Source organism: Actinokineospora diospyrosa, assembly GCF_024171925.1.
GTDB lineage: Bacteria > Actinomycetota > Actinomycetes > Mycobacteriales > Pseudonocardiaceae > Actinokineospora > Actinokineospora diospyrosa.
Map to the genome: position 1 here is coordinate 502,007 of NZ_JAMTCO010000004.1, position 24,621 is coordinate 526,627.

Annotated in this window: 23 protein-coding genes; 3 read left to right on the forward strand and 20 right to left on the reverse strand. The window is 70.9% G+C overall.

Annotated features, from left to right (window positions below; genetic code table 11):
• Nucleotides 1-79 precede the first annotated feature (79 nt).
• The 17 genes from lanKC to LV75_RS09345 all read right to left on the reverse strand — a co-directional run bounded on the left by lanKC (nucleotide 80) and on the right by LV75_RS09345 (nucleotide 13,994).
• The gene (gene lanKC, locus LV75_RS09265; protein WP_253886392.1) at nucleotides 80-2,623 is read right to left on the reverse strand and encodes a class III lanthionine synthetase LanKC; all 2,544 of its coding nucleotides are present in this window, start codon (nucleotides 2,621-2,623) and stop codon (nucleotides 80-82) included.
• A 37-nt stretch (nucleotides 2,624-2,660) separates the two neighbouring features.
• Nucleotides 2,661-3,464, reverse strand: coding sequence for an ABC transporter permease (locus LV75_RS09270; RefSeq protein WP_253886393.1), 804 nt, complete (start codon nucleotides 3,462-3,464; stop codon nucleotides 2,661-2,663).
• Entirely contained in the window at nucleotides 3,461-4,402 is a 942-nt protein-coding gene (locus LV75_RS09275) for an ATP-binding cassette domain-containing protein (protein ID WP_253886394.1), read from the reverse strand. Before LV75_RS09275 ends, LV75_RS09270 begins: the two co-directional genes overlap by 4 nt.
• Entirely contained in the window at nucleotides 4,399-5,103 is a 705-nt protein-coding gene (locus LV75_RS09280; protein ID WP_253886395.1) for a 2-hydroxychromene-2-carboxylate isomerase, read from the reverse strand. Before LV75_RS09280 ends, LV75_RS09275 begins: the two co-directional genes overlap by 4 nt.
• Nucleotides 5,100-6,002, reverse strand: a complete 903-nt coding sequence (locus tag LV75_RS09285; protein WP_253886396.1) for an acyl-CoA thioesterase family protein — start codon at nucleotides 6,000-6,002, stop codon at nucleotides 5,100-5,102. The genes LV75_RS09280 and LV75_RS09285 overlap by 4 nt, the downstream gene beginning before the upstream one ends.
• Entirely contained in the window at nucleotides 5,999-6,730 is a 732-nt protein-coding gene (locus LV75_RS09290) for an alpha/beta fold hydrolase (protein ID WP_253886397.1), read from the reverse strand. The genes LV75_RS09285 and LV75_RS09290 overlap by 4 nt, the downstream gene beginning before the upstream one ends.
• The gene (locus LV75_RS09295) at nucleotides 6,727-7,467 is read right to left on the reverse strand and encodes a beta-ketoacyl synthase N-terminal-like domain-containing protein (protein WP_253886398.1); all 741 of its coding nucleotides are present in this window, start codon (nucleotides 7,465-7,467) and stop codon (nucleotides 6,727-6,729) included. The genes LV75_RS09290 and LV75_RS09295 overlap by 4 nt, the downstream gene beginning before the upstream one ends.
• Nucleotides 7,464-8,561: a beta-ketoacyl-[acyl-carrier-protein] synthase family protein gene (locus LV75_RS09300; protein ID WP_253886399.1), complete on the reverse strand. Its 1,098-nt coding sequence runs from the start codon at nucleotides 8,559-8,561 to the stop codon at nucleotides 7,464-7,466. The genes LV75_RS09295 and LV75_RS09300 overlap by 4 nt, the downstream gene beginning before the upstream one ends.
• Nucleotides 8,536-9,570 carry a beta-ketoacyl synthase N-terminal-like domain-containing protein gene (locus LV75_RS09305; protein WP_253886400.1) on the reverse strand — a complete coding sequence of 345 codons (1,035 nt, stop codon included), beginning with the start codon at nucleotides 9,568-9,570 and terminating at the stop codon, nucleotides 8,536-8,538. The genes LV75_RS09300 and LV75_RS09305 overlap by 26 nt, the downstream gene beginning before the upstream one ends.
• Nucleotides 9,567-9,905 (reverse strand): hypothetical protein, encoded by a 339-nt coding sequence (locus LV75_RS09310; protein ID WP_253886401.1) that lies wholly within the window; start codon nucleotides 9,903-9,905, stop codon nucleotides 9,567-9,569. The genes LV75_RS09305 and LV75_RS09310 overlap by 4 nt, the downstream gene beginning before the upstream one ends.
• A 32-nt stretch (nucleotides 9,906-9,937) precedes the next feature.
• Complete coding sequence (locus LV75_RS09315) at nucleotides 9,938-11,143, reverse strand: beta-ketoacyl-[acyl-carrier-protein] synthase family protein (protein WP_253886402.1); 1,206 nt, start codon at nucleotides 11,141-11,143, stop codon at nucleotides 9,938-9,940.
• Nucleotides 11,144-11,145: 2 nt separating this feature from the next.
• The gene (locus LV75_RS09320; RefSeq protein WP_253886403.1) at nucleotides 11,146-11,397 is read right to left on the reverse strand and encodes an acyl carrier protein; all 252 of its coding nucleotides are present in this window, start codon (nucleotides 11,395-11,397) and stop codon (nucleotides 11,146-11,148) included.
• A 37-nt stretch (nucleotides 11,398-11,434) separates the two neighbouring features.
• Entirely contained in the window at nucleotides 11,435-11,953 is a 519-nt protein-coding gene (locus tag LV75_RS09325) for a 3-hydroxyacyl-ACP dehydratase FabZ family protein (RefSeq protein ID WP_253886404.1), read from the reverse strand.
• Nucleotides 11,937-12,302, reverse strand: coding sequence for an ApeI family dehydratase (locus tag LV75_RS09330; RefSeq protein ID WP_253886405.1), 366 nt, complete (start codon nucleotides 12,300-12,302; stop codon nucleotides 11,937-11,939). The genes LV75_RS09325 and LV75_RS09330 overlap by 17 nt, the downstream gene beginning before the upstream one ends.
• Nucleotides 12,299-13,039 carry a 3-oxoacyl-ACP reductase FabG gene (gene fabG / locus LV75_RS09335; RefSeq protein WP_253886406.1) on the reverse strand — a complete coding sequence of 247 codons (741 nt, stop codon included), beginning with the start codon at nucleotides 13,037-13,039 and terminating at the stop codon, nucleotides 12,299-12,301. Before fabG ends, LV75_RS09330 begins: the two co-directional genes overlap by 4 nt.
• A 219-nt stretch (nucleotides 13,040-13,258) precedes the next feature.
• Nucleotides 13,259-13,453 carry a hypothetical protein gene (locus LV75_RS09340; protein WP_253886407.1) on the reverse strand — a complete coding sequence of 65 codons (195 nt, stop codon included), beginning with the start codon at nucleotides 13,451-13,453 and terminating at the stop codon, nucleotides 13,259-13,261.
• Between the two features lie 4 nt (nucleotides 13,454-13,457).
• Entirely contained in the window at nucleotides 13,458-13,994 is a 537-nt protein-coding gene (locus tag LV75_RS09345; RefSeq protein WP_253886408.1) for a hypothetical protein, read from the reverse strand.
• A 563-nt stretch (nucleotides 13,995-14,557) separates the two neighbouring features.
• On the opposite strand from LV75_RS09345, the gene LV75_RS09350 reads away from it, so the two are divergent.
• On the forward strand, nucleotides 14,558-15,277 hold the full coding sequence (locus tag LV75_RS09350) for a type VII secretion target (protein WP_253886409.1): 720 nt from the start codon (nucleotides 14,558-14,560) through the stop codon (nucleotides 15,275-15,277).
• Between the two features lie 133 nt (nucleotides 15,278-15,410).
• A complete protein-coding gene (locus tag LV75_RS09355; protein WP_253886410.1) occupies nucleotides 15,411-16,922 on the forward strand; it encodes a sensor histidine kinase in 1,512 nt (503 codons plus the stop codon).
• A 1,040-nt stretch (nucleotides 16,923-17,962) separates the two neighbouring features.
• Here LV75_RS09355 and LV75_RS09360 read toward each other — a convergent pair.
• On the reverse strand, nucleotides 17,963-19,915 hold the full coding sequence (locus tag LV75_RS09360; RefSeq protein WP_253886411.1) for a SpoIIE family protein phosphatase: 1,953 nt from the start codon (nucleotides 19,913-19,915) through the stop codon (nucleotides 17,963-17,965).
• Between the two features lie 184 nt (nucleotides 19,916-20,099).
• Between LV75_RS09360 and LV75_RS09365 the strand changes: the two genes are divergently transcribed.
• Nucleotides 20,100-20,927, forward strand: coding sequence for a GNAT family N-acetyltransferase (locus LV75_RS09365; RefSeq protein ID WP_253886412.1), 828 nt, complete (start codon nucleotides 20,100-20,102; stop codon nucleotides 20,925-20,927).
• Nucleotides 20,928-20,931: 4 nt separating this feature from the next.
• Here LV75_RS09365 and LV75_RS09370 read toward each other — a convergent pair whose 3' ends face one another.
• A complete protein-coding gene (locus tag LV75_RS09370) occupies nucleotides 20,932-23,985 on the reverse strand; it encodes a helicase HerA domain-containing protein (protein WP_253886413.1) in 3,054 nt (1,017 codons plus the stop codon).
• Entirely contained in the window at nucleotides 23,982-24,617 is a 636-nt protein-coding gene (locus LV75_RS09375; RefSeq protein WP_253886414.1) for a hypothetical protein, read from the reverse strand. The genes LV75_RS09370 and LV75_RS09375 overlap by 4 nt, the downstream gene beginning before the upstream one ends.
• Nucleotides 24,618-24,621: the final 4 nt, after the last annotated feature.

Consider the following 24,621-nt stretch of genomic DNA (forward strand, 5'->3'; position numbering starts at 1 on the left):
TCGCTGGCGAAGCTGGCGGTCACCAGGTCCGACTCGACCTCGGCGACCTCGACACCCTGCAGGTCCACGATCTCCATGTTCAGCTCACCTCCTCCCCGGTCTCGGTGGTGGCCCGCGCCGGGTCCGGCGCGGTGGTCAGGAAGGGCAGGAAGGCCAGGTCCGGGTCGCGCGCGGTGGCCAGCGCGAGCAGCACGCCCGCACCGCCGGTGGCGAGGTCCATGGACAGCCGGAACTGGCGTCTGCCGGGGAAAGCGAGGTGCCCGCGGTAGGACAGGGCGTCCCAGCCGAGGTTGCGCACGTGCGTGTCGACCGCCCGCCGTGGCGCGCGGAGCCTGGCGGCGGTGGCCAGCAGTCCGGCGCGACCTTCGAACAGGTTGCTCTCGACGACGAACTCGGGGCGGAAGACCGCCATGATCGCGGGCATGCTCGCCGTGATGCGCTCGTCGGCGCGGTGCCGCAGCACTTCTGCGGCGACCAGGCCCACCCCCGCGGTGCCGGAGGCGAGGTAGGGCAGGGCGCGGCCGGTGCGCTCACCGGCGAGCATGGTGCCGTCGGGCCGGATCACACAGGTGTCCAGGTCCCGGTGCAGTGCGGCCACCGCGGCGTCGAGCCAGTGGTCGGCGCCGGTGTGCTCGTACAGCCGCAGCAACGCCAGCGCCGTGCCGGACCAGCCGTGGCAGAGCCCTGCCTGGGTCGGTGGTCGCGTGTCGAGCAGCCGTTTCCCGATCAGCTCGGCCTCGTCGGCCCAGCGCGGGTCCAGGTGCGAGAGCCGCAGCAGGTTCAATGCGATCCCCGCGAGCCCTTGGTAGAGGGTGGGTGCTTGGACGGCCGTGACCATCGGTGCGGCGGTCTCGACGAGTCGCACGGCGTCGTCGTCGCGCCCGAGGTGGGCCAAGACGTAGGCGATGCCGTGCAGTCCGGTGCAGAACCCGGGCGGTAGCGCGACCGGGTCGGATACCGCGCGCAGCAACCAATCGAGGTGAGCCGGGTCGTTGCCGACGCCGGTGATCGAGCGGGCCCAGAGCACGCCCGCCGCCCCGTGCGCGAAGTCCGCGCCCGCTGACCGGAACGCCGCGATGTCGCCGGGGAACAGGCGGTCCGTGCGATCCGGGGTGGCCGAGGCGGTGATGGCGGCGGCGATGGAACGGCAGGCCGCGTCGAGGTCCGCGGTCGCGAGGTCGACCTCCAGCGGTTTGCCGTCGGCGGCGAGCGCGCTCACGGAGGACCCGGCGTCCGGGGCCAGATCGCGGCGCCACTGCTCGGCCAGGCCGGGGCGCAGCGGGTAGCGGCGGGCGACCTCGGTGATGGCGGCGTCGACCTTCGCCGGGTCGAGCTCCCAGATGCGGTCCTGCGCTTGGAACAGCCACAGCCTCAGTGCCGCGAGTGCGGAGCGGTCCAGGTCGGTGCCGCGCCTGCCCAGGCGTGCGGTGCGGAACCCGGACGCGCCGAGTGCCGGTTCGAAGTCCGGGTCGGTCGCCGAGCCCGCGACCTCGAAGTCGACCAGCGAGATCCGCTCGTCCTCGGTGATCAGGACGTTGCCCGGGTGCAGGTCGCCGTAGACGACGCCGCGGGCGTGGATCTCGTCGAGCAGGGCGGCGAGGCGGTCGCCGAGGGCTTGGGCGCGGTCGGTGAACGCGGCGAGGTCATCGGCGGTCGGGTCGGCGGTGACGAGCGGGTGGTTGCGGGCGACCCAGGTCCAGATGACCTCGCCGGGGGCCGGGTCCATGACGAGGAAGCTGTGGCCGCCCGCGGTGACCAGGTCGTGCGCGCGGGGCACCCCGGTGATGCCGTCGAGTGCGCGCAGCACCGCGTACTCGTGGTTCAGCCGGGTCACCGCGTCGCGGCCCGCGCGGTCGAGACCGGCATGGGGACGGGCTTCCTTGAGCACGACCTCGGCGCCGTCGGCGAGTCGGGTCGCCCGGTAGACGCCGCCCGCGTTGGAGAAGTGCAGAGCACTGTCCACTCGGTACGGGAAGTCGGAACGGCTTTCTGCGCGGGCGAGGAAGTCCGGCACCGGGACCCACGGCGGGGTGTGGAAGACGGGGGTGCGCCGATCGGGCACCAGGGTTCCGTCGGGGTCCAGCAGTGCGGGGACGCGGTTGCCCGCGGCGTTGGTGAGGAGCATGCGGGTGAAGCCGCCGTAGCGAACGTGCAGGGGGCCATCCTTCCAACGCAGGTCGCTGAGGACCCTGGCGTGGGGAGTGCCCGCGAGTTCGGCGTCAAGTCCGGTGAGGACGGTGTGCAGCTCGGCTTCGGTGGTGGGGTAGATCGCGACGAACTTGCCGCTGGCGGCCCGGTTGGCGTACTTGCCGTTGATGAGCCGCAGCAGCCGCGGGGTGGGTAGGAACTTGAAGGAGATCCGGTGGCGGAGGCAGAAGTCCCAGACGGTGTCCAGGACCCGCTCGCCGTCGTCCGGGGTCGCCGAGACGTGGACTTTCCAGCCCTGGTGGGGAAGCGCGGTCGCGTCGGGGTCGAGCACGACCCACACGTCGCGCTCGCGCCGCCGCCAGCCGGACGGGACCGCGCGGTCCGCGGCGGCGAAGCGCTCACCGAGGGCGAGGCGCGCGGGGGTGTCGTAGAAGACCCGGTCGGCGAAGGTGTACGCCCAGTACTCGTCCAGCATTCTTTACCTCCCTCAAGCTATTTCGGTTCCGGACCGGTCAACGGTCGGCGCGGTGGAACTTGGCCACTGAAAGCGGTACGAAGACCGCCAGCAACAATCCGATCGAGATCAACGCTACCAGTTCCGGGTACCGGCCGGGAAAGGATTCCGCGATATGCCGGTCGGAATTGCCGAACAGGTCGCGCACGGTGCTCACCAACGCGCTCACCGGGTTCCAGGCGGCCAGCGGGCGCACCCAGCCGGGCAGCGTGTCGATGGGCACGTAGAGGTTGGACAGGAAGACGAGCGGGATGACGGTGAACAAGCTGGCCTGCGAGGCGACCTCCGGCGCACGCACCACCAGGCCCACGTAGACGCCGAGCCAGGTGACCGCGAAGGCGAACGCCAGCAGCACCAGGTAGGCGGCGATGACCTGCGGGAAGCCCGCGTGCGGCTGCCAGCCGACGAGCAGTCCGAAGCCGCTGAGCACGGCGAGGGAGACGGTGGTGAGCAGCAGGTCGGCCACCGCCCGCCCGGCGAGCACGGCGGTGGGGGCCATGGGCAGCGAGCGGAAGCGGTCGACCACCCCGCGCCGCACGTCCAGCGCCACCGCCGACCCGGTGACCGCGATCGCGAACGCCGCCGTCTGCACGAAAACACCGGGCATCAGATATTCGGCGTAGTTCCCGCCGGGCGCGTCGATGGAACCACCGAAAACCCCGGCGAACAGCAACACGAACAATACCGGTTGGACGGTGGTGAAGAAAAGGACTTCCGGGGTTTTCGTCAACCCGATGACATAACGGCGGACCATGGTGTGGGTATCGGAGACACCCCACCGCAGGGCGTGCGCGACGCTCATGCCGCCCCCCGCTCGGCCGCGCGCCCGGTGAGCGCGAGGAACACGTCGTCGAGGGTCGGCCTGCGCAGGGCGATGTCGACCACCCGCACCCCGGCCGCGTCGAGGGCCCGCACGGCGGCGACCAACAGCTCCCCGTCATCAGTGGGCACGTCGACCCTGGTCAACTCCGGATGCGGCCGCGGCCGGACTCCGGCAAGGCTGCCGAGGACTTCTATCGCGACCGCCAGGTGTGCCTGTTCGCGCAGGGTCACCTCAAGCCTGCCCCCGCCCACGTCCGCCTTGAGCCGCTCGGGGCTGCCCTGCGCGATGATCCGCCCGCCGTCGACGACCGCGATCTCGGCGGCGAGGCGGTCGGCTTCCTCGAGGTATTGGGTGGTCAGCAGGACGGTCGTGCCGGTGTCGGCGAGGTCCTGCACCACGTCCCACAGCTGCTGCCTGCTCCGCGGATCGAGCCCGGTGGTCGGCTCGTCCAGGAACAGCACCCGCGGCCGCCCCACCAAGGCCCCCGCGAGGTCCAGGCGCCTGCGCATCCCCCCGGAGTACCCCCTGGCTTGCCTGTCCGCCGCGTCGACCAGGTCGAACCGCCGCAGCAACTCCTCCGCCCTGGTCCGCGCGGCCGCGGCTCCCAGGTGGTGCAGGCGACCGATCATGTCCAGGTTCTGTCTGCCGGTGAGGTTGTCGTCGACCGCCGAGTACTGCCCGGCCAACCCCATGACCTTCCGCACTTCCCTGGGCTTGCGCACGACGTCGATCCCGGCCACGACCGCCCGCCCCGAATCCGGTGCGCACAACGAGGCCAACATCCGCACAGACGTCGTCTTGCCCGCCCCATTGGGACCCAGCAGCCCGAAGACAGTCCCTTGCGGCACAAGCAGGTCGAGCCCGTCGACCGCCCTGACCTCGCCATAGGTCTTCACCAACTTCTCGGCGATGATCATCCGCAGCCCCCGGCCGTGTCGCGGTCGAACGCGCCGGTCGCCGCGAGCACCGGCGCCGGTATGTCCTTAGTGGATGGAGCAGCGGTATCCGGGCCGCTGAGCGCGGCGATGAAGTGCTCGAGGCGGTCGAGGCCCCAGTAGCGGTGGCGACCCAGACGGAAATACGGGACGCCGAAGATGTCGTCTTCATAAGCGGCGGTGAGCATGTCCACTCCCTCGGCGCGCAGGGAAGGGTCGCTGGGGGCATCGAGGACGGTGTCCGGGTTCATGTCACAGGCAAGGGCGGCGGCACGGACAACCTGCGGGTCGCAGATGTTCTCGCCGCGCTCCCAGCGGGCCTCGGTGAGCGCCAGGTAGAACGGCCACGCCTGGCCCGCGCGACGGGCGTGCAGCCAGGCCAGGTTGGGCAGTTCCCACCACGGGTCGACGTCCACCGGCCAGACCAGGGGGTAGCCGCGTTCCTGGGCCAGGCGCTTGGTGTCGGCGAGCAGGTAGAGGTGTTTGGCCTTGCTCATCGGGACGTAGATGATCTCGGCGCCGCGGGCGTGCAGGGCGGCCTCGGTCGTCTTGTCCGGCTCCCAGAACGGGATGAAGTCGGCCCGGTGCACCACATCCGGCACCCGCGCGAGCAGGTCCCGCACCGCCATCCAGCTGTACGGGCTGTTCAGCGCGAAGAACACCCGGGGGCGTTTGGTCCTCACCGCGAACCCCCGAGCAAGGCGGCCCGGGTGACGGCGTCGAACTCGGCCAGCGCACCCGCCCGCTCGCCGCGGCTGATGGCGTAGCCGTGCAGGATCGTGGCCGTGGCGGTGCGGATGAGGCGGTCGCCGCGGCGGACGTAGAAGTCGAGGTCGGCGGTGTACAGGACATCGCGGACGATGTCGCGCACGGTGAGCACGGTGTGGACGGTCTCCTCCATGTACGCGGCGGCGAAGACCTTGATCCGGGAGCGGGACACGACCGGGATCCAGCCCCGGGTGTCGAGCATGGTGCGGATCGAGATGCCCCGGTCGGCGAGGAAGCGGTCGATACCCTCTTCGACAGCCTTGATGTAGCCCCCGTGTTGCAGCCGATCAGACAGGTGGCAGTCGTAGTACGGGATCCGCCAACTCCAGAGAAAAGCATTGTCGGACAGGGGGAGCTCCGCAACCCCCTCTTGCTTGCCGAGCGAGTCCACAGCGGACACGAGATGGCGATCCAATCCCATGGGCAGCGGATCACCCGCGACGCCCGCGGAAGTCAGGACGACAGCGATTCGTCCGGTGAGGACGGTCTCCGTGCGGCCGCCCCGGTCCACGGTCATCTTGGCGGTGAACCGCAGCGCGGGCCCCACACCGTCCACCGGGGTCAGCACGGTGGTGACGACGTCGTCGACGTCGAGGGTCGCCGGGAGCTGGATCGAGGTCTCGACGAACTCCAAGCCCACCCCGTGCCGGTGGAACAGCGCGGCCGGGCCGAGGCCCAAGCCGCGGAAGTGGTCGAGGACGGCCTCCTCCAGCAGGTAGCCGAAGTGCTTGAACCCGATCCAGGTGCGGATGTTCGCACCCTCGTAGCGCGGTCGGCCCACGGTGCTCGTCGGCGTCTGGACTCCGGTGGTCACGCGGCATCGCTCCCTTCGCGGTCGGTGAACTCGGTCAACGCGGCGGCCACCCGCTCGGGGCGGTCGAGGTGCTGGAAGTGCGTCCCGCCCGGCACCAGGCGGACCTCGGCCGCGAGCATCGCGGCGGCCAAGGCATGAGCCCGGTCGGGCGGCAGCGCCCGGTCTCCCGAGCAGGTCAGCACCATGGTCGGGGTGCGCACCTCGGCGAGCGGCAACTTCGCGGTGCGGCGGAACTGGTCGAACAGCGCACCGAGACCGTGCTCGCCCGCCCGTCGTGCGGTCTGGTCGACCATGGCGTCGACGAGCTCGTCCTCGACCACCCGCGATCCCAACCGCAGTCGCAAGCCCTCGGCCATGATCGCGCGGAAGTCGGCGTACGCGCGCTCGTACGGCTCCGCCGCGGTCGGGTAGAACGGGACGAGCAACAGCGCGGGAACGGCCGCTACCTCAGCCAAGTGCTGCAGGACCGCGTTGGCACCGAATGAATGTCCAATCAGGACCTCCACCGGCTCCGGAACCTCGTCCAGCGCCCGGCGCAACCACGCCCCGGCGTCGCCGTCGGAAGTCCAGCGGTAGTCGTTGCCCGCCCGCCACGGCAGGTCGAGCGCGTAGAACCGGCCCGGGAACCGCTCGGCGACCGCGCGCCAACTGTCCCACCGGTCCTCCACCCCGTGCGCGGCGACCACGACCGGTCCGTCACCGCCAAGCAACCGAACGCCGACGCTCATCGCGCCACCACCCGGATCGAGGCGTATCCGTCCTCGTTATCACCGCAGGTCAACAGCGCATCAGGCCCGCTGCCCGCGGACAACCACTCAGCTGCACGAACGGCCTGGACAACCCCCAGCGCGCCGTAAATCTCCCCCAGCGGGTCATCCTCCAGGGTCAGCGCCGCAGGAGTCGTCCCCAGGTCCAGCGCCAAGGCACCAGGCTCGCGGGAAAGCACCACGCAGGCGGCGACAGCTGTGGTCTCTACCAAGTCGCAATCAGGCTCAACGCCCACGACCACAACTCGATCCGCGCGATCGGCCGCGATGAGGCGTGATCCGTGGCGAAGCGCGTCGATCCCTGAGGTGCGGCCGGAGCAGAGGGTGAGGTTGGGGCCGGTGAAGCCGAACCGGATCGCGATGGCCCCTGCGATGACGTTGCTAGACGCGTTGGGGATGTCCATCGGGCTGATGGACCGCCGTTCCCCAGCCCGGACGAGGGCAGCGGCCGAGCGCACGGTGTCGATGTTGCCCAGGTTGGAACTGACGACCACACCGGTGGTGACAGCTCCGGGCAACGGCAAGGTCGGCTTGCCCAGTGGTAGCCCCAGCGCTCGGTGGACCGCGCAGAGAGCGAGTCTCGTGGCGGGATCCTTGCCAAGCAAACCTTTGCGTCCCAACAAGGTGTGTGCCTGCTCTGGTGAACAGTCTCCCTCGCTGGGAACGTGCAGTGCGTGGCCGATGATCGAGGCGGTCATGGCAGACCCACCACCGATACCGCGTTCACGCCGCCGAACCCGAAGGCGTTCACCTGGGCCAACTCGAACCGACCCGCCTCCGGTTCACCGCGCACCAGGCGCAGTCCGGCGGCTTCGGGGATGGAGTTGATAAGCCCGGCGACCGCGGGCACCCGACCGGCGTGCATCGACTCGATGGCCACGATGAGGTTCATCAGCGCGGCAGCTCCTGACGTGTGGCCGAGGGCGCCCTTCAACGCGGTGACCGATGGGCGATCGCCGAGAACCTGGGTGAGCGCAGCAGCCTCAGTCGGGTCGTTGAGCGCGGTTCCGGTGCCGTGCGCGACGACGAGGTCGATGTCCTCAGCGGTGATCCCGGCCCGGGTGTGGGCGTCGCGCATGGCGTTGACGATCCCGGGGAGGTGCGGGCCGGTCTCGTGGAAGGCGTCGCAGGTGAGGCTGGTGGACAGCAGGTGAGCACGGGCGTCCGGCGCGTCGGGTCTCAACACCACCGCCGCGGCTCCCTCGCCGAGCAGGACGCCGGTGCGGTCGCGGTCGAACGGCCGCAGGGCGGTGGTGGGGTCGTCCGAGATCCGGGCGATCATCGCCAACATGCTGTCGGTCATGGCGTCCGCGCCCGCGACCACCACGGCGTCGGCCTCACCGGTGACCAGCATGTCCGCGCCGACCGCGAGCGCGTGCCCGGAGGCCGAGCAGGCGTTGGCGACGGTGTGCACACCCTCCACAGTGGGCAGTGCGCGCCGCACGGCGCGGCCGAAGTGCAGGTCCGCCGGATCGAGCGCGGCGCCGTCGACGGCCCACCGCTCGACCGCGCGCAGCTCGCGCAACCCGGTGCCGACCACGACATGGACCCGTCGCACATCCGGCGGCAGCCCAGCGGCGGCCGCTCCCGCGACGCACCGGGTCAGCCACCGCGAAGCACGCAGCGACGGCTCAGGATCCTCGTCGGGGATCTGGTAGCCGTGGGTCACACCGGTCTTGTCGTGGAACCGCAGGGGCCCCAACGCTGTCCGGCCCGCGAACAACCCCGCGGTGGTCGACCGCAGATCCCCCAGACCAGTGACCATGTCATACCCCGTCACCACGATCCGCACGCCGCCACCCCCTCAGCACCACAGCACCCACCGCACCATCGGACGTCGTCCCGGTCACCACGCTCGGCCGACCGTCCACATCGGAATCAATCGCGGACCGCTCCAGCAGTGCTGCCACCTGGAACGCCCCGGAAGCCGCGTGGCACTCCCCCACCGTCTCCTTGACCCGGATCCGCTCCACGTCCCCGAAGACCTCGGCCACCGCGGTGACCTCCCCGTGGTCCCGCTCGGGAATGCCCCGCTCACCGGTAGCGACAGCCCAGACCTCGCTTGGCTTTACCTCGGCTTTGGCGAGCGCCCGCCGAAGGACCTCGCTGAGATCCCCCGAGGTGCTCACCGCGGTCGCGAGCACCTCCGCCAGCGGCACCCGCCCCGCCGCCCGAACATCCGCGGCCCGTTCTGCGACGAACACGACCGCGCCTTCGCCCGGGAGCACGCCCCGCCCGCCGTAGCGGAGGTGATCCGCCCAGGCGGTGTGCGGGCTGAACTCCTCGGCCGCACCAACCAGCACGGCGTCGGCGTACCCCCTGGCCAGGGTCATGCCGGTGTAGCGCAAGGTCCGCACCCCGGCCAACTGCCCGGCCGCGATGGTCGCGTTGACCCCTTTGAGCCCGTAGCGGATCGCGCTGTGCCCCGCGGCCGAGTTCATCACCGCAGCCGGGAACAGCACCGGGTTCACGTGATAAGGCCGATCCTCCACGATCGTCGCCCGGCTGAAGTCACTGGTAGCCCGAACTCCACCGGCGGTCGTGCCGAGCACCACACCGAACCGCGCCCGGTCATGACCATCCACAGCAGACCCGATCGACTCCAACGCGCGCCCACACCCAACCACAGCCAACGCCGTGGTCCGGTCATAACCGCTGGTCCCCTTCCGCCCCAGCTGCGCCCGCACATCGAAATCCCGGATGACATGCGCCACCGGCCCCGGCAACTCCTCGTCGAACATCCCCCCGACCTCAACCGCACCACCCCCCGCGACCACCCCCACCCCGGTAATCGCGATCATGCGACCCTCCCCAGGACCGCGATCGCGTTGTTCCCGCCAAAGGCGAGCCCGTTGTTCTGCACCACGTCCAACCGCGCAGCCCGAGCCACGTTCGGCACCGGGTCAATGCCGCCCAGCGCCGGATCGGGCTCTTGGAAGTTGTTCCGCCGCAGCATGAACCCACCGGCAATGCCCAGCACCGCGGCGATCGCGCCGAACCCGCTCGCCGCCCTCGCGGTACGGTCCAGGACCGACCCGACCGAGCTGACCAGCCGCGCATTCCCACCGAACACCGAGATCACTCCCAGCTCGTGGGCCAGCACCTCACCCTGGCGCGAACAGTCCACCTGAGACACACCGCCCCCTCGGCCACGCTCCGCAGTCGCGATCATGCGACCCTCCCCAGGACCGCGATCGCGTTGTTCCCGCCGAAGGCGAACCCGTTGTTCTGCACCACGTCCAACCGCGCAGCCCGAGCCACGTTCGGCACCGGATCAATACCGCCCAGCGCTGGATCCGGTTCCTGGAAGTTGATCGTCGGCGGTATGAAACCCTCGGCGATGCCCAGCACCGCGGCGATCGCGCCGAACCCGCTCGCCGCCCCCATCGTGTGCCCCAACATCGACTTGATGGAGCTGATCGGCGGTGGCTCGGCGCCGAACACGGCGTGTACCGCGCGGGCCTCCACCAGGTCGTTGGCCGGTGTCCCCGTCCCGTGCGCGCAGATGTAGTCCACATCGGACGCGCTGATCCCGGCGTTGCGGTGGGCCAGCCGCATGCACTCCGCGATGCTCTCGGCGTTGGGCGCGACCATGTGCTCGGCGTCGCAGTTGAGGCCGTAGCCGAGGACCTCGGCGTAGATCCGCGCGCCCCTGGCCCGCGCCGAGTCCAGCGACTCGACGAACAGGGCCGCGCCGCCCTCGCCGGTGAGGATGCCGGAGCGGTCGCGGTCGAAAGGTGCGCAGGCGAGGCCGGTGACCGCGCCGAGGCGGGAGAAGCCCGCGTGCACCCAGCGGGCGACCGAGTCGGCGCCGCCCGCCACCACGTGGTCCTGCTCCCCGCAGGCGACCAGGTCGTAGGCGTGGCCGAGCGCGTAGTTGCTCGCCGAGCAGGCGGTGGACAGCGTCAGGCACTCCCCCGTCAGCCCGAGCTCGGCGTTGACCGCGGCGCTGATGCGCTCGGCGGGCACGGCCGCGACCTCGGCCGGGTTCAACGCGGGGAACCCAGCGGCGACCACCTGTTCGGTCAGCAGCTCCACCACCCGGGACTCGCCACCGGTCGTGCCGAACACCGAGCCGGATGCCGTCCCCGTCAACCGATCCGGGTCGATCCCGCTGTCGCGCACCGCCAACCTCGCCGACGCCGCGGCGAACAGGCTGGTGCGCCCCCACCGGGCTGGGTCGAGGCGCTCGAGCAGGTCACCGGGGGCGAACCCGGTGACCTCCCCGGCCCGGCGGTGCAGGAACCCGGTGGCGTCGAACGCGCTGATCTCGCTGATGCCGCTGCGCCCGGCCCGCAGCGCGGCGGCGAACGCCCGCGCGCCGACGCCGATGCTCGACACCGGGCCCAGGCCGGTGATGGCGACCCGGCGCACGCTCAGCCCCGGACCGCGTACTTGGCGACGACGTCGTGCAGGGCGCGCAGGCTGACCATGTTCGGCAGCTCCTGCTGCGGGATGTCGACCTTGTAGCGCTTCTCCACCCGGGCCAGCAGCTCGATGGCGCGCAACGAGTCGGTGTCGTGCTCCTCGGCGAACAGGCCGTCGTCGGAGACCTCCTCCGGTTCGACCTCCAGGACGTCGGCGGCGATCTCGCGCAGCTCGTCGAGGGTGGCGGTGATCTGGGTCATCGGGTCCTCCTGGGGTGTCGGGTACTGCGGGAGCACATCAGCGGCGCGGCAGGCGACGGACGGCAGCCGCGCGGTGGTTCAGGTTCCGCTCGGGCGCGGCAGGGCGCCCCCTGGCCACGGCGAGCATCGAGCCGAAAGTGACGATCACGGTGCCGCGCACCCGCGTCTCGCCGGTGAGGAAAGCGGTGTCGCCCTTCGTGCCCGCCAGTTCGACGGTGTGCTCGACGACGTCGCCCGGGTAGGCGGAGCCGGTGAACCGCACGTCCCTGGCCGCGCCGAACAGCGGTAGTCCCGGCAGGTCGAGTCCCCGCAGGCGCGCGCTGTGCAGCCACAGCAGCGCGCCCGCCTGACCGAACGACTCGATCAGCAGGGTCGCCGGGTAGGCGTGGTCATCAGGGCCCGCGTGCTCGTCAATCCCGGCGTAGCAGGGTTCCGCGCCGCTGATCGCCTTTTCGGCGACGATGCGGCGGTCGGGGTCGAGGTGGCGGACCCGGTCGACGAGCAGGATCGGGTGCCGGTGCGGCAGCACGCGGGCGATGTCAGGCAGTTCGAGCACCGGCACCCCGCAGTTCCAGGGTCATCCGCGCGGCGGGGGTGCCGTCGTCGCGGACGCACTTGGCGCGCACCCGGTCGCCGGTGATGTCGAGGTGGGCGGTGAGCCGGTCACCGGGGTGCAGCGGGGCGGTAAGTCCTAGTGAGACGACGGCGGCGAGCTCGACCCGCTGGGGCGCGAGGACGAGCCGCGCGGCCTGCAGGACGGTCTCGACGGTGAACACACCCGGGTAGACGGGCCACCCGGGGTAGTGCCCGGACAGGTACGGGTCCCGCGCGGAGACCACTTTGTACGCGGTGGTGCCCTCGACGCGGTCCACCGCCGACAGCGGCTTCGCCTGGTTCGCCGTCACAGCACCAGCCCGCCGTCGACCTGGATGACCTGGCCGGTGATGTAGGCGGCCCGGTCGGAGAGCAGGAACGAGACCAGGTCGGCCACGTCGTCGGGGGTGCCGAAGCGGCCGAGCGGGACCCGGCCGAGGGTGTCGGCGCGGCGCCGCTCGGGCAGGCCCGCGGTCATGTCGGTCTCGATGAACCCGGGCGCGACCACGTTGACCCGCACGCCGTGCCCGCCGACCTCCTTGGCCAGGGCCCGGCTCATGCCGTGCACGCCAGCCTTGGCCGCGGCGTAGTTGGACTGGGTGGCGTTGCCGTAGACGCCCGCGATCGAGGAGATGCTGACGATCGCGCCGCGCCGCTGCTTCATCAGCTCGAACACCACCGCGCGCGACACGGTGAACGCGCCGGTGAGGTTGGTGTCGAGCACCGCCCGCCAGTCCGCGGTGGACATCAGGGCCATCGGGTTGTCGCGCACGATCCCGGCCGAGTTGACCAGGGCGCTCGGCGGGCCGAGCTCGGCCTTGGCACCGGCCAGGAACGCGACGACGGCGGCCTCGTCGGTGACGTCGCAGCGGGCGTGGTGCACCCGGCGGCCCTCGGCGCGGACCGCGGCGGCCACCTCCTCGGCGGCCCCGGTGTCAGCGCGGTAGCAGAAAGCGATGTCATAACCGTCGCGCGCCAGCCGGATCGCGACCGAGCGGCCGATTCCGCGCGATCCTCCGGTGACCACCGCGGTCGCCCCGATCTGCATGGTCGCCGCCTTTCGCGGGAAATGGGGTTCTCGGGGCACACGGGTGCCAGCCGAGGAGAAGGGAATTCAGCGCGGGAATGCGGTACGGCACTACCCGGCGGGAAAAGCGTGGACACCCGGGATCAGCTCGGGAAAGAACCGAGGCATTTCGGGGAAGAAGACCAGTTGGCACACCACTCCAACTTCGTGGAGTATTCTTCGGGCACTGGCCCCGGCATGTCAACCCCCCGATTCGGTTTCTTCCGGTTGGACCGCGTCCATGGTCGTGGCGACGTCGTCGGGGTGGTAGAAGGTGAGCCGCCCCTCCCGGTAGCGCCGCCACCGGTGCGCGTTGGCCAGCCGGTACACCCTGGCCAGGGGCACCGACCAGATCTGCGCGACGTCGTGCGCGCTCAGCCCGCGCGGCACCGCCACGGCCTCAGACCCCGGTCAGCGCTCGCCGCAGCTCCGGCCAGCGGCGCGGCGCCCACGAGTGCGCGGGATCGCGGGTGCAGGTGATCGCCGAGCGGGCCACCGCGCGCAGCTGGCCGCGGCAGCCCGGCTCGACGCAGCCGCCGATGGGCACGGTCGCCACGTCCTGGCCCGCCCGCGGGCGGGTGGCCGCGACCAGGCCGAGCAGCTCCTCGGCGAAGTCGGCGCCCGCGGCGTGCGCCATCAGCCAGTCCAGGTGCGCGATCAGGAACCCGACCTGGGCCTCGACCAGCCGCGCAGGCGCGCGGGTGCCGCGCTCGGCCGCGACCAGGTCGACCCAGGCGGCGAGGACGCCGAGCTGCTCGGCGCGCAGGTCGGCGGCCTCGGTGTTGAACGGGAGCCCCGGGTGGGCGCCGCCGCGCACCCGCTCCCCGTGCCGCGGCGAGGTGGCCAGCACCCGCAGCAGCTCCCGGTGCGCGCTCGCGACCTGGAGCAGGCCGCGGGCGAGCCGGTCGCGGCAGCTGCCGCACGCCCGGGCGCCCACGTGCGCGGCGGAACAGCAAGCGGATAGACAATGCGAACGTGACAATGCGTCCCCCTCATGACAGAAACAGGCCAGGGTGGACCAGCGCACCCACCCCCGGGAGAACAGCGCGGCCCGCGGCGACGGGTCCAAATGGACACGCGACATCGCCCCTGACTGATTGCCAGCGTATCCGGGCGCGCCGCCCGCGGGTGGGGATTCTCAGCACTTTCTCAAGCGGGCCGTAGGACGATGAGGGGTTCGGCGCGGGCCCGGGAATGCGGAGGTGGGCGTGACATGGGGAAACCGACTTAACCGGCGGGCAACTCGGCGGCAACTTCCCGGGGGATTCACCCGGCCTGTCAAAGTACTGTCCATGGCGGATTGTTGAATCAGAGCCAACCCGCTGCGCGTGCTGTTCGAAAGTGGCCCACAGGTCGGATGACCGGGTCGAGGGGGTCCAGGCGCACCGGCGTGGGCCGTTCGGGTGAGCCGGTGCGATTTGCCGGGTTCGGCGGACCTGGCGGGCGCGGTGCGACAGAATCAGGGGTACCGGTGTCACTGGGGGAGCGCGGAGGAGCGGGATGAGCGGGTTCGACATCAACCTGGGCGAGGTGCGCGCGCACGCCGACACGGTGGCGTCGATCTCCACCGAGGTGAACTCCGCCCTGCGGATCGCGCAGGCCACGGTCGGCGGGAACGCCTACGGGGCGATCGGGGCGTTCTTCGCGAGCGCGATCGCGCTCGCCAGCGACGACGTGCGCGAGGCGATCACCAAGACCGCCAAGGCGTACATGGACGTGCAGGATGGTCTGCGCGCGGTGGCCGCCGACTACCAGGAGATCGACGACGCCCACGCCAGGGTGTTCGGGGGCGGCGGCGCCACGCACACCGCGGTGCTGCCGGTGAACGACACCGGGCAGCCGTACTCGCACCGGCAGCGCCGCAAGGCGATCGAGGTGCTGGAGCGGATCTCGGCGAAGAACGAGATCAGCGTCGCCACGGTGGCGCTACCGCCGGTGCGCGCGCTGAAGCTGTGGGTGGGCGAGATCGCCTCGGCGAAGATCGGCGACCACTACGAGAAGGAGGTCGCGGACGTGCTGGCGAAGCCGCCGACGAACGCGAACCTGCGCGAGCTCGCGGTCACCGAGACCAAGTTCTGGAACTCCGAGCGGGGCAACTGGGTGGGGTCCCTGCTGACCGCCGACAACCGCTACAACCTGCTGGTCGGCAGTCGCGACGACTGGCTGGCGGAGATGCCCGCCGAGCAGCGCGCGCAGGTCAGGCGCCAACTGGGCCTGTGAGGTCGCAGGCGGGGCCCGCGGTTTAGGATCTTTCGCCAAGCGGACGGTTGAGCGAACAGCCGCCACCACCTTGCGGGACGGCCCGGGTGTCTTGGCGCGCCGGACCGTCCGCGGAGCGAAAGCGCGCGTGTCGATGAGCACTGGAGCACTCCCCCGCCCCACGTCCGCCCGCTGGTCCCTGCGCCGCTGGTGGTTGGTCTCGGCCGCGGTGGTGATCGCGGTCCTGATCGGCGCGATGGTGAGCGTGGCGTGGGCGATCGCGGACCTGACCGCGGCGCGGACGCACTTGCTGGACACCGTCGGTCCGACCGTGGTGAACACCCAGCAGCTGGGCATGGCGCTGGTGGACCAGGAGACCGGCGTGCGCGGCTACGCCCTCAGCGGTCTAGACGACTTCCTGTCGCCTTACGACGGTGGCCGCGACCGCGCGGCGCGGATCCGGTCGACCATCGACCCCACGGGCCTGCCGTGGCTGGCGGGCGACCTCGCCGAGTTGGACCGGGCGATGTCGGCCTGGCGGGCGAGGTACGCCGAGCCGGTCATCTCCGCCGTCCGCGCGGGCGCCCCGCCGCCGACGGTGAGCACGGGCAAGTCCGAGTTCGACGCGGTGCGCGCGGCTTTGACCGACGTGCAGTCGCATCTGGAGACCGAGCGCAGTGCCGCCCGCGCGGCGTTGAACACCGCCGCCGCCCGCCTGGCCGCGACCTGCGTGGTGGCCCTCGGCGGGTTGCTGGTGGTCGTCCTGGTCGGCGTGTGGCTGATGACCAGATCCGTCGTCCGCCCGCTGGGCAGGCTCACCAACCAGGTCCGCCAGGTGGCCGACGGCGACTTCGACCACGAGGTCACCGTCCGCGGCCCCCGCGAGGTCGTCTCCCTCAGCGCCGACGTCGACACCATGCGCCGCCGGATCGTGTCCGAACTGGACAGAGCCCAGGCGGCGGGCCGCGACCTCGAGCGGTCGAACGCCGAACTGGAGCAGTTCGCCTACGTCGCCTCGCACGACCTGCAGGAGCCGCTGCGCAAGGTCGCCAGCTTCTGCCAACTCCTGGAACGCCGCTACGCCGAACAACTCGACGACAAGGCCCGCCAGTACATCGAGTTCGCCGTGGACGGTGCCCGCCGGATGCAGGTGCTGATCAACGACCTCCTCTCCTTCAGCCGAGTCGGCCGCCACACCGGCAAGCACGCCGACCACCCAGCCAACGCCCTGGCCGAACAAGCCACCCGCAACCTCGCCGAAGCCATCACCGCCGCCGAGGCCACCGTCACCATCACCCCCCTCCCCACCATCCACGGCGAAGCACCCCTCCTCACCTCGGTCTTCCAGAACCTCATCGGCAACGGCCTGAAGTTCCGCCGCGAAACCCCACCCACCATCACCATCACCGCCACCCGCGACGGCGACCACTGGCTGTTCTCGGTGACGGACAACGGAATCGGCATAGAACCCCAATACGCCGACCGCGTCTTCGTCATCTTCCAACGCCTACACGCCAAAGACACCTACCCCGGCACCGGCATCGGCCTGGCAATGTGCCGCAAAATCATAGAATTCCACGGCGGCTCGATCTGGATCGACCCCACCCACACCCCCGGCACCCGCGTCCAGTTCACCCTCCCCGCAACACCCCCGGCGGCGGACTAACCTTTCTTGGTCCACTGTGGACCCCAGCTGGTTACCTCTCAGCCGGAACCAGCCAGCGCCAGCCACCGGACACCCATAACCCGAGCACCAGCCCAGCCGCTGGCGCCCACCAGCCCCTGCCCAACCACTGGACATCCGGAACAGCTGGTGCCACCCCAACCCACCTGGCCAGCCCCCGGACACTCGGAACGGCCGGTGCCAACCCAGCCCCCGTCAGGTCCGCCCCAACCCACCTGCTCAGCCCTTGAACACTCGGACCCAGCGGCGCCAACCCGCCCCCCGCCAGGTCCGCCCTAACCCACAGTGCCAGCCCCTGGACACTCGGACCCGCCGGTGCCAACTGGCCTTCCGTCAGGTCCGCCTCAGCCCACCTGCTCAACGCCTGGACACTCGGAAGCAGCGGTGCCATCCCAGCCCGCCCTCGTCTGACCTGCCAACCCAGCACCTGGACAGTCGGACTCGCTGGTGCCAGGCCGGCTCGATGGGGCGGACTTGTTTTGCGTGGGGGGACAACACCCGTAGCGTCGTCAGCGGCAGGGCCTGCTTTTGGGCCCCTGCTTTGCGGTTCTGCGTCGGGTGTTGTAGGGGCCCCGCGCAAAACAAGTTCGCCCCATCGAGCTTTCCGCATTGCCGCGGATCGGGCCCGATGTCGCCGCTAGGCGACGAGGCGTCCGATCCCGGTTCGCCGAGGTCGCCGCCAGGCGACGAGGCCGACCCCGGAGCCGAAGGCGGAAGCCGAAATCCCTTGCCCCGCACCCCCAACCCCGGCCTACGTCAAGATCAACCTGACCGAAAGCCCCCAAATACACAGCCTACCGCCGCACACCGACACCACGGCAGCACCGACCAACCCCCTGTGGACAACAGAAGACGTTGTGGACAACCACCCACCACAACCAACTCCCACAAGATCATCCGCCACAAGAGCCCCCGATACACAGCCTACCGAGCAGCACCGACAATCCGGCAGCACCAAGCAGCAGCCTGTGGACAACGCAAGCCGTTGTGGACAACGCTCACAGCGCCCACAACAAGCACCCTCACTCCCCCACCCGATCATGCTCCAACGACACCAACGTCAACACATGATCCGCCACCGACCCCGCAGGCGCATACAACCGCAACCTCGCACAGTTCCGCTCCCCCCGCGCCACCGCCCGGTGCAGAACCGCCACAGCGACGCTCGCAAGATGAGTCACGCCAGTGAGATCAAGCGTCAACTCATGGCTCCCGCCGAGCGTCAACCGGTCCAGCTCGGCGCTCAACTGAGCGCAAGTCGCCACATCCAGCGGCCCATCGAGCGCCACGCGGTTGTCGTCGGTCTGCGGCTGGTCGAGCACCAGCAGCAGGTCCGGATCGGCGGCAGGAGCGCGGCCGGTGACCCCGGTGGTGAGCAGCCGCGCGGGGCGGTGCAGTTCGCGGCGGACGGTCGCGGTGGTGCCGTGTGCGGACCTGGCGATGTGCAGTTCGTCGGCCAGGCCGCCCGCCATGGCCAGGCCGAGGCCGTGGTCGAGTTGGAAGTCCTGGTCGGTGGTGCTGCACCGGCGCAGCCACCGGCCGTCGTCGGTGACGCTGACCCGCAGGACGCCGTCGGCGCCCAGGGCGGCGTCGAGGGTGATCGTGCCGTCGGCGCGGTCGGGTCTGCTGTGCTCGACGGCGTTGGTGACCAGTTCCACCACGGCGTGCTGCAGGGCGACCACGTCCTGCTCGCCCGCGCCGATGGCGGCCAGCCAGGCGCCGAGCGCGCGGCGCACCGCCCGCACGACCTCCAGGTCGCCGGGCAGGCTGAGGCGCAGCGGGTCGACCGGTGCGACGCGCTGGGCGGCGAGCAGGGTGATGTCGTCGGCGTGGCCCGTGGTGCGGACCATCATCTCCAGGGTCAGCGTGGTCGCGCGTTCCACCGCCGACAGGCCGGGCGTGTGGTAGCCGGAGTCGGCCACGGCGTCGGCCAGCACCTGGGCGAGCTCGACCGAGGACGCGGCGGGCTCGCGGCCGGGGCGTTCGACGAGCCCGTCGCTGTAGAGGAGCAGGACGTCGCCCGCGTCGAGCAGGCCGGTGGCCACGGCGTAGGTGGAGCCGGTGCCCAGGGGGCCGCCCCCGGTGAGCGGCAGGTACCTGGCCTGCCCGCCGCCCGCCACCAGCGGCGGCGGGTGCCCGGCGGTGCAGTACTCGAACTCGCCGTCCGGGTCGACGACCACGACGCACACCGTGGCCGCGTGGGTGTCCCTGGCGCGGCGGGCCATCCGGTCGACGGCGGCCACCGCGGCGTGGACGTCGCCGGTCTCCTCGAGCCGGTCGCGCAGGACGGCGCGCAGCCGCCCCATCGCCGCGGACGCCGCCACCCCGTGCCCCACGACGTCGCCGACCACCAGCCCGACCCGACCGCCGGTCATCGGCACGGCCTCGAACCAGTCCCCGCCCGCGGCGTCGGCCGCGTCGGCGAGCAGGTAGCTGCCCGCGATCCGGAACGACGGCAGCACCGGCAGCCCTGAGGGGAGCAGTTGGCGCTGGAGCGCGGTCATGACCTCACGCGCCTCGGCGTAGCGGCGCTCGGCCTCCTCGGCCTTGCGCTCGGCGGCCTGCCGCTGCCGGACCCGCGCGGTCACGTCCTGGGCGAACAGCACGACCCCGACGACGGTGCCGTCGGCGTCGAGGCGGGGCGCGGTGGTGAAGTCGAAGTAGACCTCCACGACCCCCTCACCGGTGGCGTGCCGGTCGAACTGCACCCGCCACTCGACCCCGGACTCCGGGCGGCCGGTCCGGTAGACCCGGTAGACCATCTCGATGGTCTGCTGCCCGGCGATGTCGGGGAAGGCCTCCCACGGGGTGAGCCCGATGAGCTCCTCGCGCCCCATCGCGGCCCGGTAGGCGGCGTTGGCGGCCACGATCACCAACTCCGGACCGTCCAACCCGGCGAGCATGATCGGCAACCCGTCGAACACCGCCCGCACCGCGTCGGCGGCCCCGACGAGCCGCTCCGGATCGAGCTCCACCGGTCCTCCTCAACCTCCGGGCGACACCAGCGTCCGGGCGACACCCTGCCACCCGCCGCCCGAGCGGGCACGTCGAGGTCCGGTACCTCACCAGGGTGGCGGATCCCGCGCTATCAGGGGTATCCGCGGCACTGGCCGGGTGCGCGACCCCGCGCGTGTGCCAGGGTGGCGCCCGGAGGTGCCGATGAGCTTCGAGATCACCGCGGCCAGCGTCGACGAGATCCGCCTGATGAGCACGTGGGCGCACGACGAGGGCTGGAACCCCGGCCGGTCCGATCCCCAGGCGTTCGCCCCCGCCGACCCGAGCGGCTTCCTGATCGGCAGGTTGGACGGCGAACCGGTGGCGTGCGTGTCGGCGATCCGGTACGGAAACGGTTTCGGGTTCATCGGTTTCTACATCGCCCGCCCCGCCGTGCGCGGCCAGGGCTACGGCATCCAGCTCTGGCGGGCGGCGACGCAGCGCCTCTCCGGCCGCCTGATCGGCCTCGACGGCGTCGTGGCGCAGCAACCCAACTACCGCAAGTCGGGCTTCATCCGGGCCTGGAACAACGTCCGCTTCGAAGGCACACCATCCACTGTGGACTCCCAGGTGCGGCTCGTCGACGCCAGATCCCTCCCGTTCACCCAGATCGCCGAGTACGATCGTCGCTTCTTCCCCGAACCACGCGACGCCTTCCTGTCCACCTGGCTCTCCCTACCCGACCGAACCACCCGAGTCGCCCTCCGCGACAACACCATCACCGGCCTAGCGGTCCGCCGAGACGCCCAAGGCCCCAGCCGAATCGGCCCCCTCTACGCCGACACCCCCGACACAGCCGCCGCCCTCCTCAACTCCGTCGCAGCAGGCACCCCAGTCGCAATCGACGTCCCAGACGCGAACCCCGCCGCGGTACGCCTAGTACATGAAGCCGGTCTCACACCGACCTTCGAGGCTGCCCGCATGTACACCGGCCCCGCGCCCGAGCTGGCCCTGTCCCAAATCTACGGCGTGACCACTCTGGAACTGGGTTGATTGGTCAGCGCCGGGCGCGGTCGATGACCTCTTCGGGCTGCAAGGGGCTGGCCGGGTGGTGGGTGAGGCAGAGCGGGGTGGTGACCTGCTGGAAGCCGAAAGCCTCGCTGGAGACGTAGAACTGGGCGCGCTCCAGCAGGGCGATGTCGGCGAGCTGGCTGCCCTTCGCCCGGGCCATCTCGTTCGCGGCGGCGATCTGGGCCGGGCTGTTGAGGCGGCCGAAGAACTGGGTGGTGGCGTTGCCCACCACCTGGTTGTGCACCCCCTTCGGCGCCTGGGTGGCGAACAGCAGGCCAAGTCCGTACTTGCGCGCCTGCGAGGCCAACACGATGGTGCTGCGGGTGCTCGCGGTGAGCGAGCCCGACGCCGCCATCGTCTGCGCCTCGTCCATCACGAAAAGCGCCCCAAGTGGACGGTCGCCTGCCGGGTTGCGCTTGGCCCAGGCGAAGAGTTCCATCTGCAGCTGGTTGACGAAGTTCTGCCGCTGCTCGTCGGCTGGCAGGCCGATGAAGCTGATCACCGACACCCGCGCCAGCTTGCCCTCGGCCGGCGTGAGGAGTTCCCCGGGGTCGATCCCGGTGCCCGCGCCCGCGAACAACGGGTCGTTCACCATCGCCGCCTTCAACGCCTCGGCCAGGTCTGCCGCGATCTTGTGCCCGTCGTTGAGCGTGCTGACCCCCTCCGGCAGATCGGCGAGCACCTCGATCAACCCCGGCAGGCTCCGCGACCCCGTCCGCGCGTGGTGGATCACGGCCTGCCGCAACACCGCCAACCCCTTGTTGGCCTTGACCGTGCTCCCGGTCAACCGAACCTGCGGCGCGAGGCTGGCCACCGCGACCTCAACCGCGGCACCGAACTCGTCCTCGTCATCCAGAACCCCACCGAAGTCCGGCAACGGCTGAAACGCCAACGGCCGCCCATTGGCCCGCCCAGGCGTCCACACCACAACATCAGTCCCATCCAGATACCGCCGCGCCAACTCGGCGTCCCCCGCACCCCATGCCTCAGGAGCCTCCGGCCACGCATCCCCCAACCGCGCCAAGTCATTGTTCGGATCCAGCACAATGGCCGAAACCCCCTGGAGCGCACACTCTTCCACAATCCGTCGCAACAGGACGGTCTTACCCGACCCGGACCCCGCAAACACCACAGCATGCTTACGCAACGCCGCCAGCTCCACCCGAACCGGCTCTCCAGTGCCCACAACAACACCAACCCCCACCTCCCCCGGCGGCGGATGCGTCCCCTCACCCTCCCCAAGCTGGGGGAGGATGTCGGACAGGAGGTCGGACCGGCTCGCGGGCCTGCGGTCCACCAGCCACTCGTGCAGCCCGGCGACGTTCTGGGTCAACAACCTGTCCAGCGCCCAGAACGTGCGCGCGTCGTCGGTCGACAGCGCCATCCGGCGACCGCCCGCCGCCTCGAACGCGCCGAGCTCGGCCTTGGTCTTCGGCCCCTTGGACCACACGTCGTTGCGGATGAGGATGAGGTGGCGGTTGTCGGCGCCCTGCCGCAGCCCCATGGCGGTCTTGGCCTTGCGGAAGCGGTGCAACACCGAGATCGGGTGCGGGTGGTTGATCGCCCGGAACCCCCAGTGCTCCTGCAGGTCGGTGGCCTCGTCGAGGGTGCGGGTGAGCCAGGCGTGCAGCTCGTTGCCCTTGCCGACCCGGGGGCGGTTCCACGCCATGTTGTCGTCGCCGACCTCGGTCAGCCAGGCGCGGAGAGCGGCGGAGAGCAGTCGGGGCACCAGTTCGTCCTCGACCGTGTGGTCGAACAGCGCTTCCGGGTCGATCTCGGCCTTGATCTCGTCGAACACCGCGTCCAGCTCGGCGAACCGGTCCAGCTTCGGCGCCGGGCGCACCGCGGCCACCGGCTTCGGCGCGTCGTCGTGCAGGGAAGTGAGCTCGCGGACCTCGTTGGTGCGCACGCAGAGCTCGATGTGGGCGCCGATGCGCTTGAGAAGCTCGCGCGGGGTGATCTGCTCCCAGCCCTCCGCGAAGGTCGACTCGGCGACCGGCCAGGTCGGGTACGGCGGGGTGAACCCCATCGCCTGGTAGGCCACGCCCAATCGCTTGGCCACGAGGTCGCGTCCGATGCGGCCGTCGACGATGCGGCCCAGGACTCGCAGCTCGCGGAACCGGTCGGGCACGGTGTCGGCCGCTTTGGTGGCGATCTGGGTCCAGGTGCCGGGCAGGCACGCCAGCACCGTGACGGTCCTGCGGGTCACCTCGCGCAGCCGCATCAGCCCGTCGGCGATCTGGGCGAGCAGGACGTCACCGGTGTGGTCGGCGGCCTCGGTCAGCTTCTCGGTGCGCGCGATCAGGGTGTCGAGCTGGTCGACGCAGATGACCACGGGACCGGTGATCGCGAGCAGCCGGGTGAGGTCGCGCACGACGGCCAGTGGGGACTTGGCGGGCCGCCGGATGCCCCACGCACGCCGCTCCCCCGGCTCGGATTCCTCGGCCCCGTCCAGGTAGTCCTCGGCGATGTCGTTGATCGCGTCCGGCTCGGCGGCGTAGAGCACCAGGGCCCGCGCGACGTCGGAGCACTCCGTGGCCACCTGCCGGTCGAGCGCGCGCACCCCAGCGGCGAACGCGTCGACGTCCTTGCGGGTCAGGCCGTGGCCGCGCAGGATCACTTTGGCCGAGGCCGGGTCGACCACCCCCAGTTCGCACACCTGGCGCAGGAAGCGGTGCAACTGCGTCTCACCGGACTCGTCGGCCTGCGACAACCCGAACCGCAGCGCTTCGACCGCGTTCTCCCAGAACGCGTCGCCCGCGGAGACGTTGTCGAGGAAGAAGTACCCCTTGGCCGCGTGCGTCTGGCGCCGGACCGTGCCGAGCAGGTGCGTCTTGCCGACGCCCTTCTGCCCCTGCAGGACCAGTCCGATCGGGCTGGGCCCGGCGCTGGCGGTGGCGTCGCGGATGGCGCCGTCGATCGCCCTGGCGACGTCGGCGTGCGGTCCGTCCACGTGGTACGGGGAGTCGCGCCACACGTGGTCGGGGGTGTCCGCCCAGTCGAACCGCAGGGTGGCGAGCGCGGCGAGCCCCTCGATCATGACGCCTCGATCGAGATCAGGTGGTTGTCCTCGCCACCGACCCGGATCGCCGCCTCGTGGTGGCGGTCGGTGAGGGCCTTGCGGTTGGACTCCGGCACCAGGTTGGCCTGCTGGGTCCGGCTCATCTCCTTGAGCACCGAGTCGACGTCCGCCCGGTTCACCGCACCCAACGCCGCCCGCAGGTCGACGAGGCTGACCCAACCGCCGGGCGCGCGCACCAGCTTCAGGTAGCCTGCCCGGACCCGCTGCTCTATCTGTTCGGGTGTCAACTCGACGTCCGACGTGAAGACCTCACCCAGGCTGACGTTCTCCCGGCGCAAATAGCGGTCCACCGCCCCCATGAAGAGGTAGAAGGCCGGGACGAACGTGCTGCGGGCCGCAGGCGGAGGCGGGGTGCCTGCGGCGAGTTCGTCAGCTGCCCACTTCCAGCCGCTGTCAGTGAGTTCGTGGACGAAGAACCGCTTGGGCGCCAAGGCGCTGTCCACTAAGCCCAACTCGTTGAGCCGCCTGCGCTCCTTTCCGTCGAGCGGGTACCCGACGATGTCCTTCAACTCCGGGTTGGACACCGGCCTCGCCAAGGTCATCAGAACCAGTAGTACCGCGGTTTCCTTGTGCCCCAAGCGCTCTGACATTGGT

Coding starts and splice junctions, on each gene's coding strand:
- LV75_RS09270 (WP_253886393.1), bottom strand. CDS start 3,464: ATGAGCGTCGCGCACGCCCTGCGGTGGGGTGTCTCCGATACCCACACC.
- lanKC (WP_253886392.1), bottom strand. CDS start 2,623: ATGCTGGACGAGTACTGGGCGTACACCTTCGCCGACCGGGTCTTCTAC.
- LV75_RS09355 (WP_253886410.1), top strand. CDS start 15,411: ATGAGCACTGGAGCACTCCCCCGCCCCACGTCCGCCCGCTGGTCCCTG.
- LV75_RS09365 (WP_253886412.1), top strand. CDS start 20,100: ATGAGCTTCGAGATCACCGCGGCCAGCGTCGACGAGATCCGCCTGATG.
- LV75_RS09320 (WP_253886403.1), bottom strand. CDS start 11,397: ATGACCCAGATCACCGCCACCCTCGACGAGCTGCGCGAGATCGCCGCC.
- LV75_RS09295 (WP_253886398.1), bottom strand. CDS start 7,467: ATGACCGCCTCGATCATCGGCCACGCACTGCACGTTCCCAGCGAGGGA.
- LV75_RS09370 (WP_253886413.1), bottom strand. CDS start 23,985: ATGATCGAGGGGCTCGCCGCGCTCGCCACCCTGCGGTTCGACTGGGCG.
- LV75_RS09305 (WP_253886400.1), bottom strand. CDS start 9,570: ATGATCGCGATTACCGGGGTGGGGGTGGTCGCGGGGGGTGGTGCGGTT.
- LV75_RS09350 (WP_253886409.1), top strand. CDS start 14,558: ATGAGCGGGTTCGACATCAACCTGGGCGAGGTGCGCGCGCACGCCGAC.
- fabG (WP_253886406.1), bottom strand. CDS start 13,039: ATGCAGATCGGGGCGACCGCGGTGGTCACCGGAGGATCGCGCGGAATC.
- LV75_RS09375 (WP_253886414.1), bottom strand. CDS start 24,617: ATGTCAGAGCGCTTGGGGCACAAGGAAACCGCGGTACTACTGGTTCTG.
- LV75_RS09275 (WP_253886394.1), bottom strand. CDS start 4,402: ATGATCATCGCCGAGAAGTTGGTGAAGACCTATGGCGAGGTCAGGGCG.
- LV75_RS09290 (WP_253886397.1), bottom strand. CDS start 6,730: ATGAGCGTCGGCGTTCGGTTGCTTGGCGGTGACGGACCGGTCGTGGTC.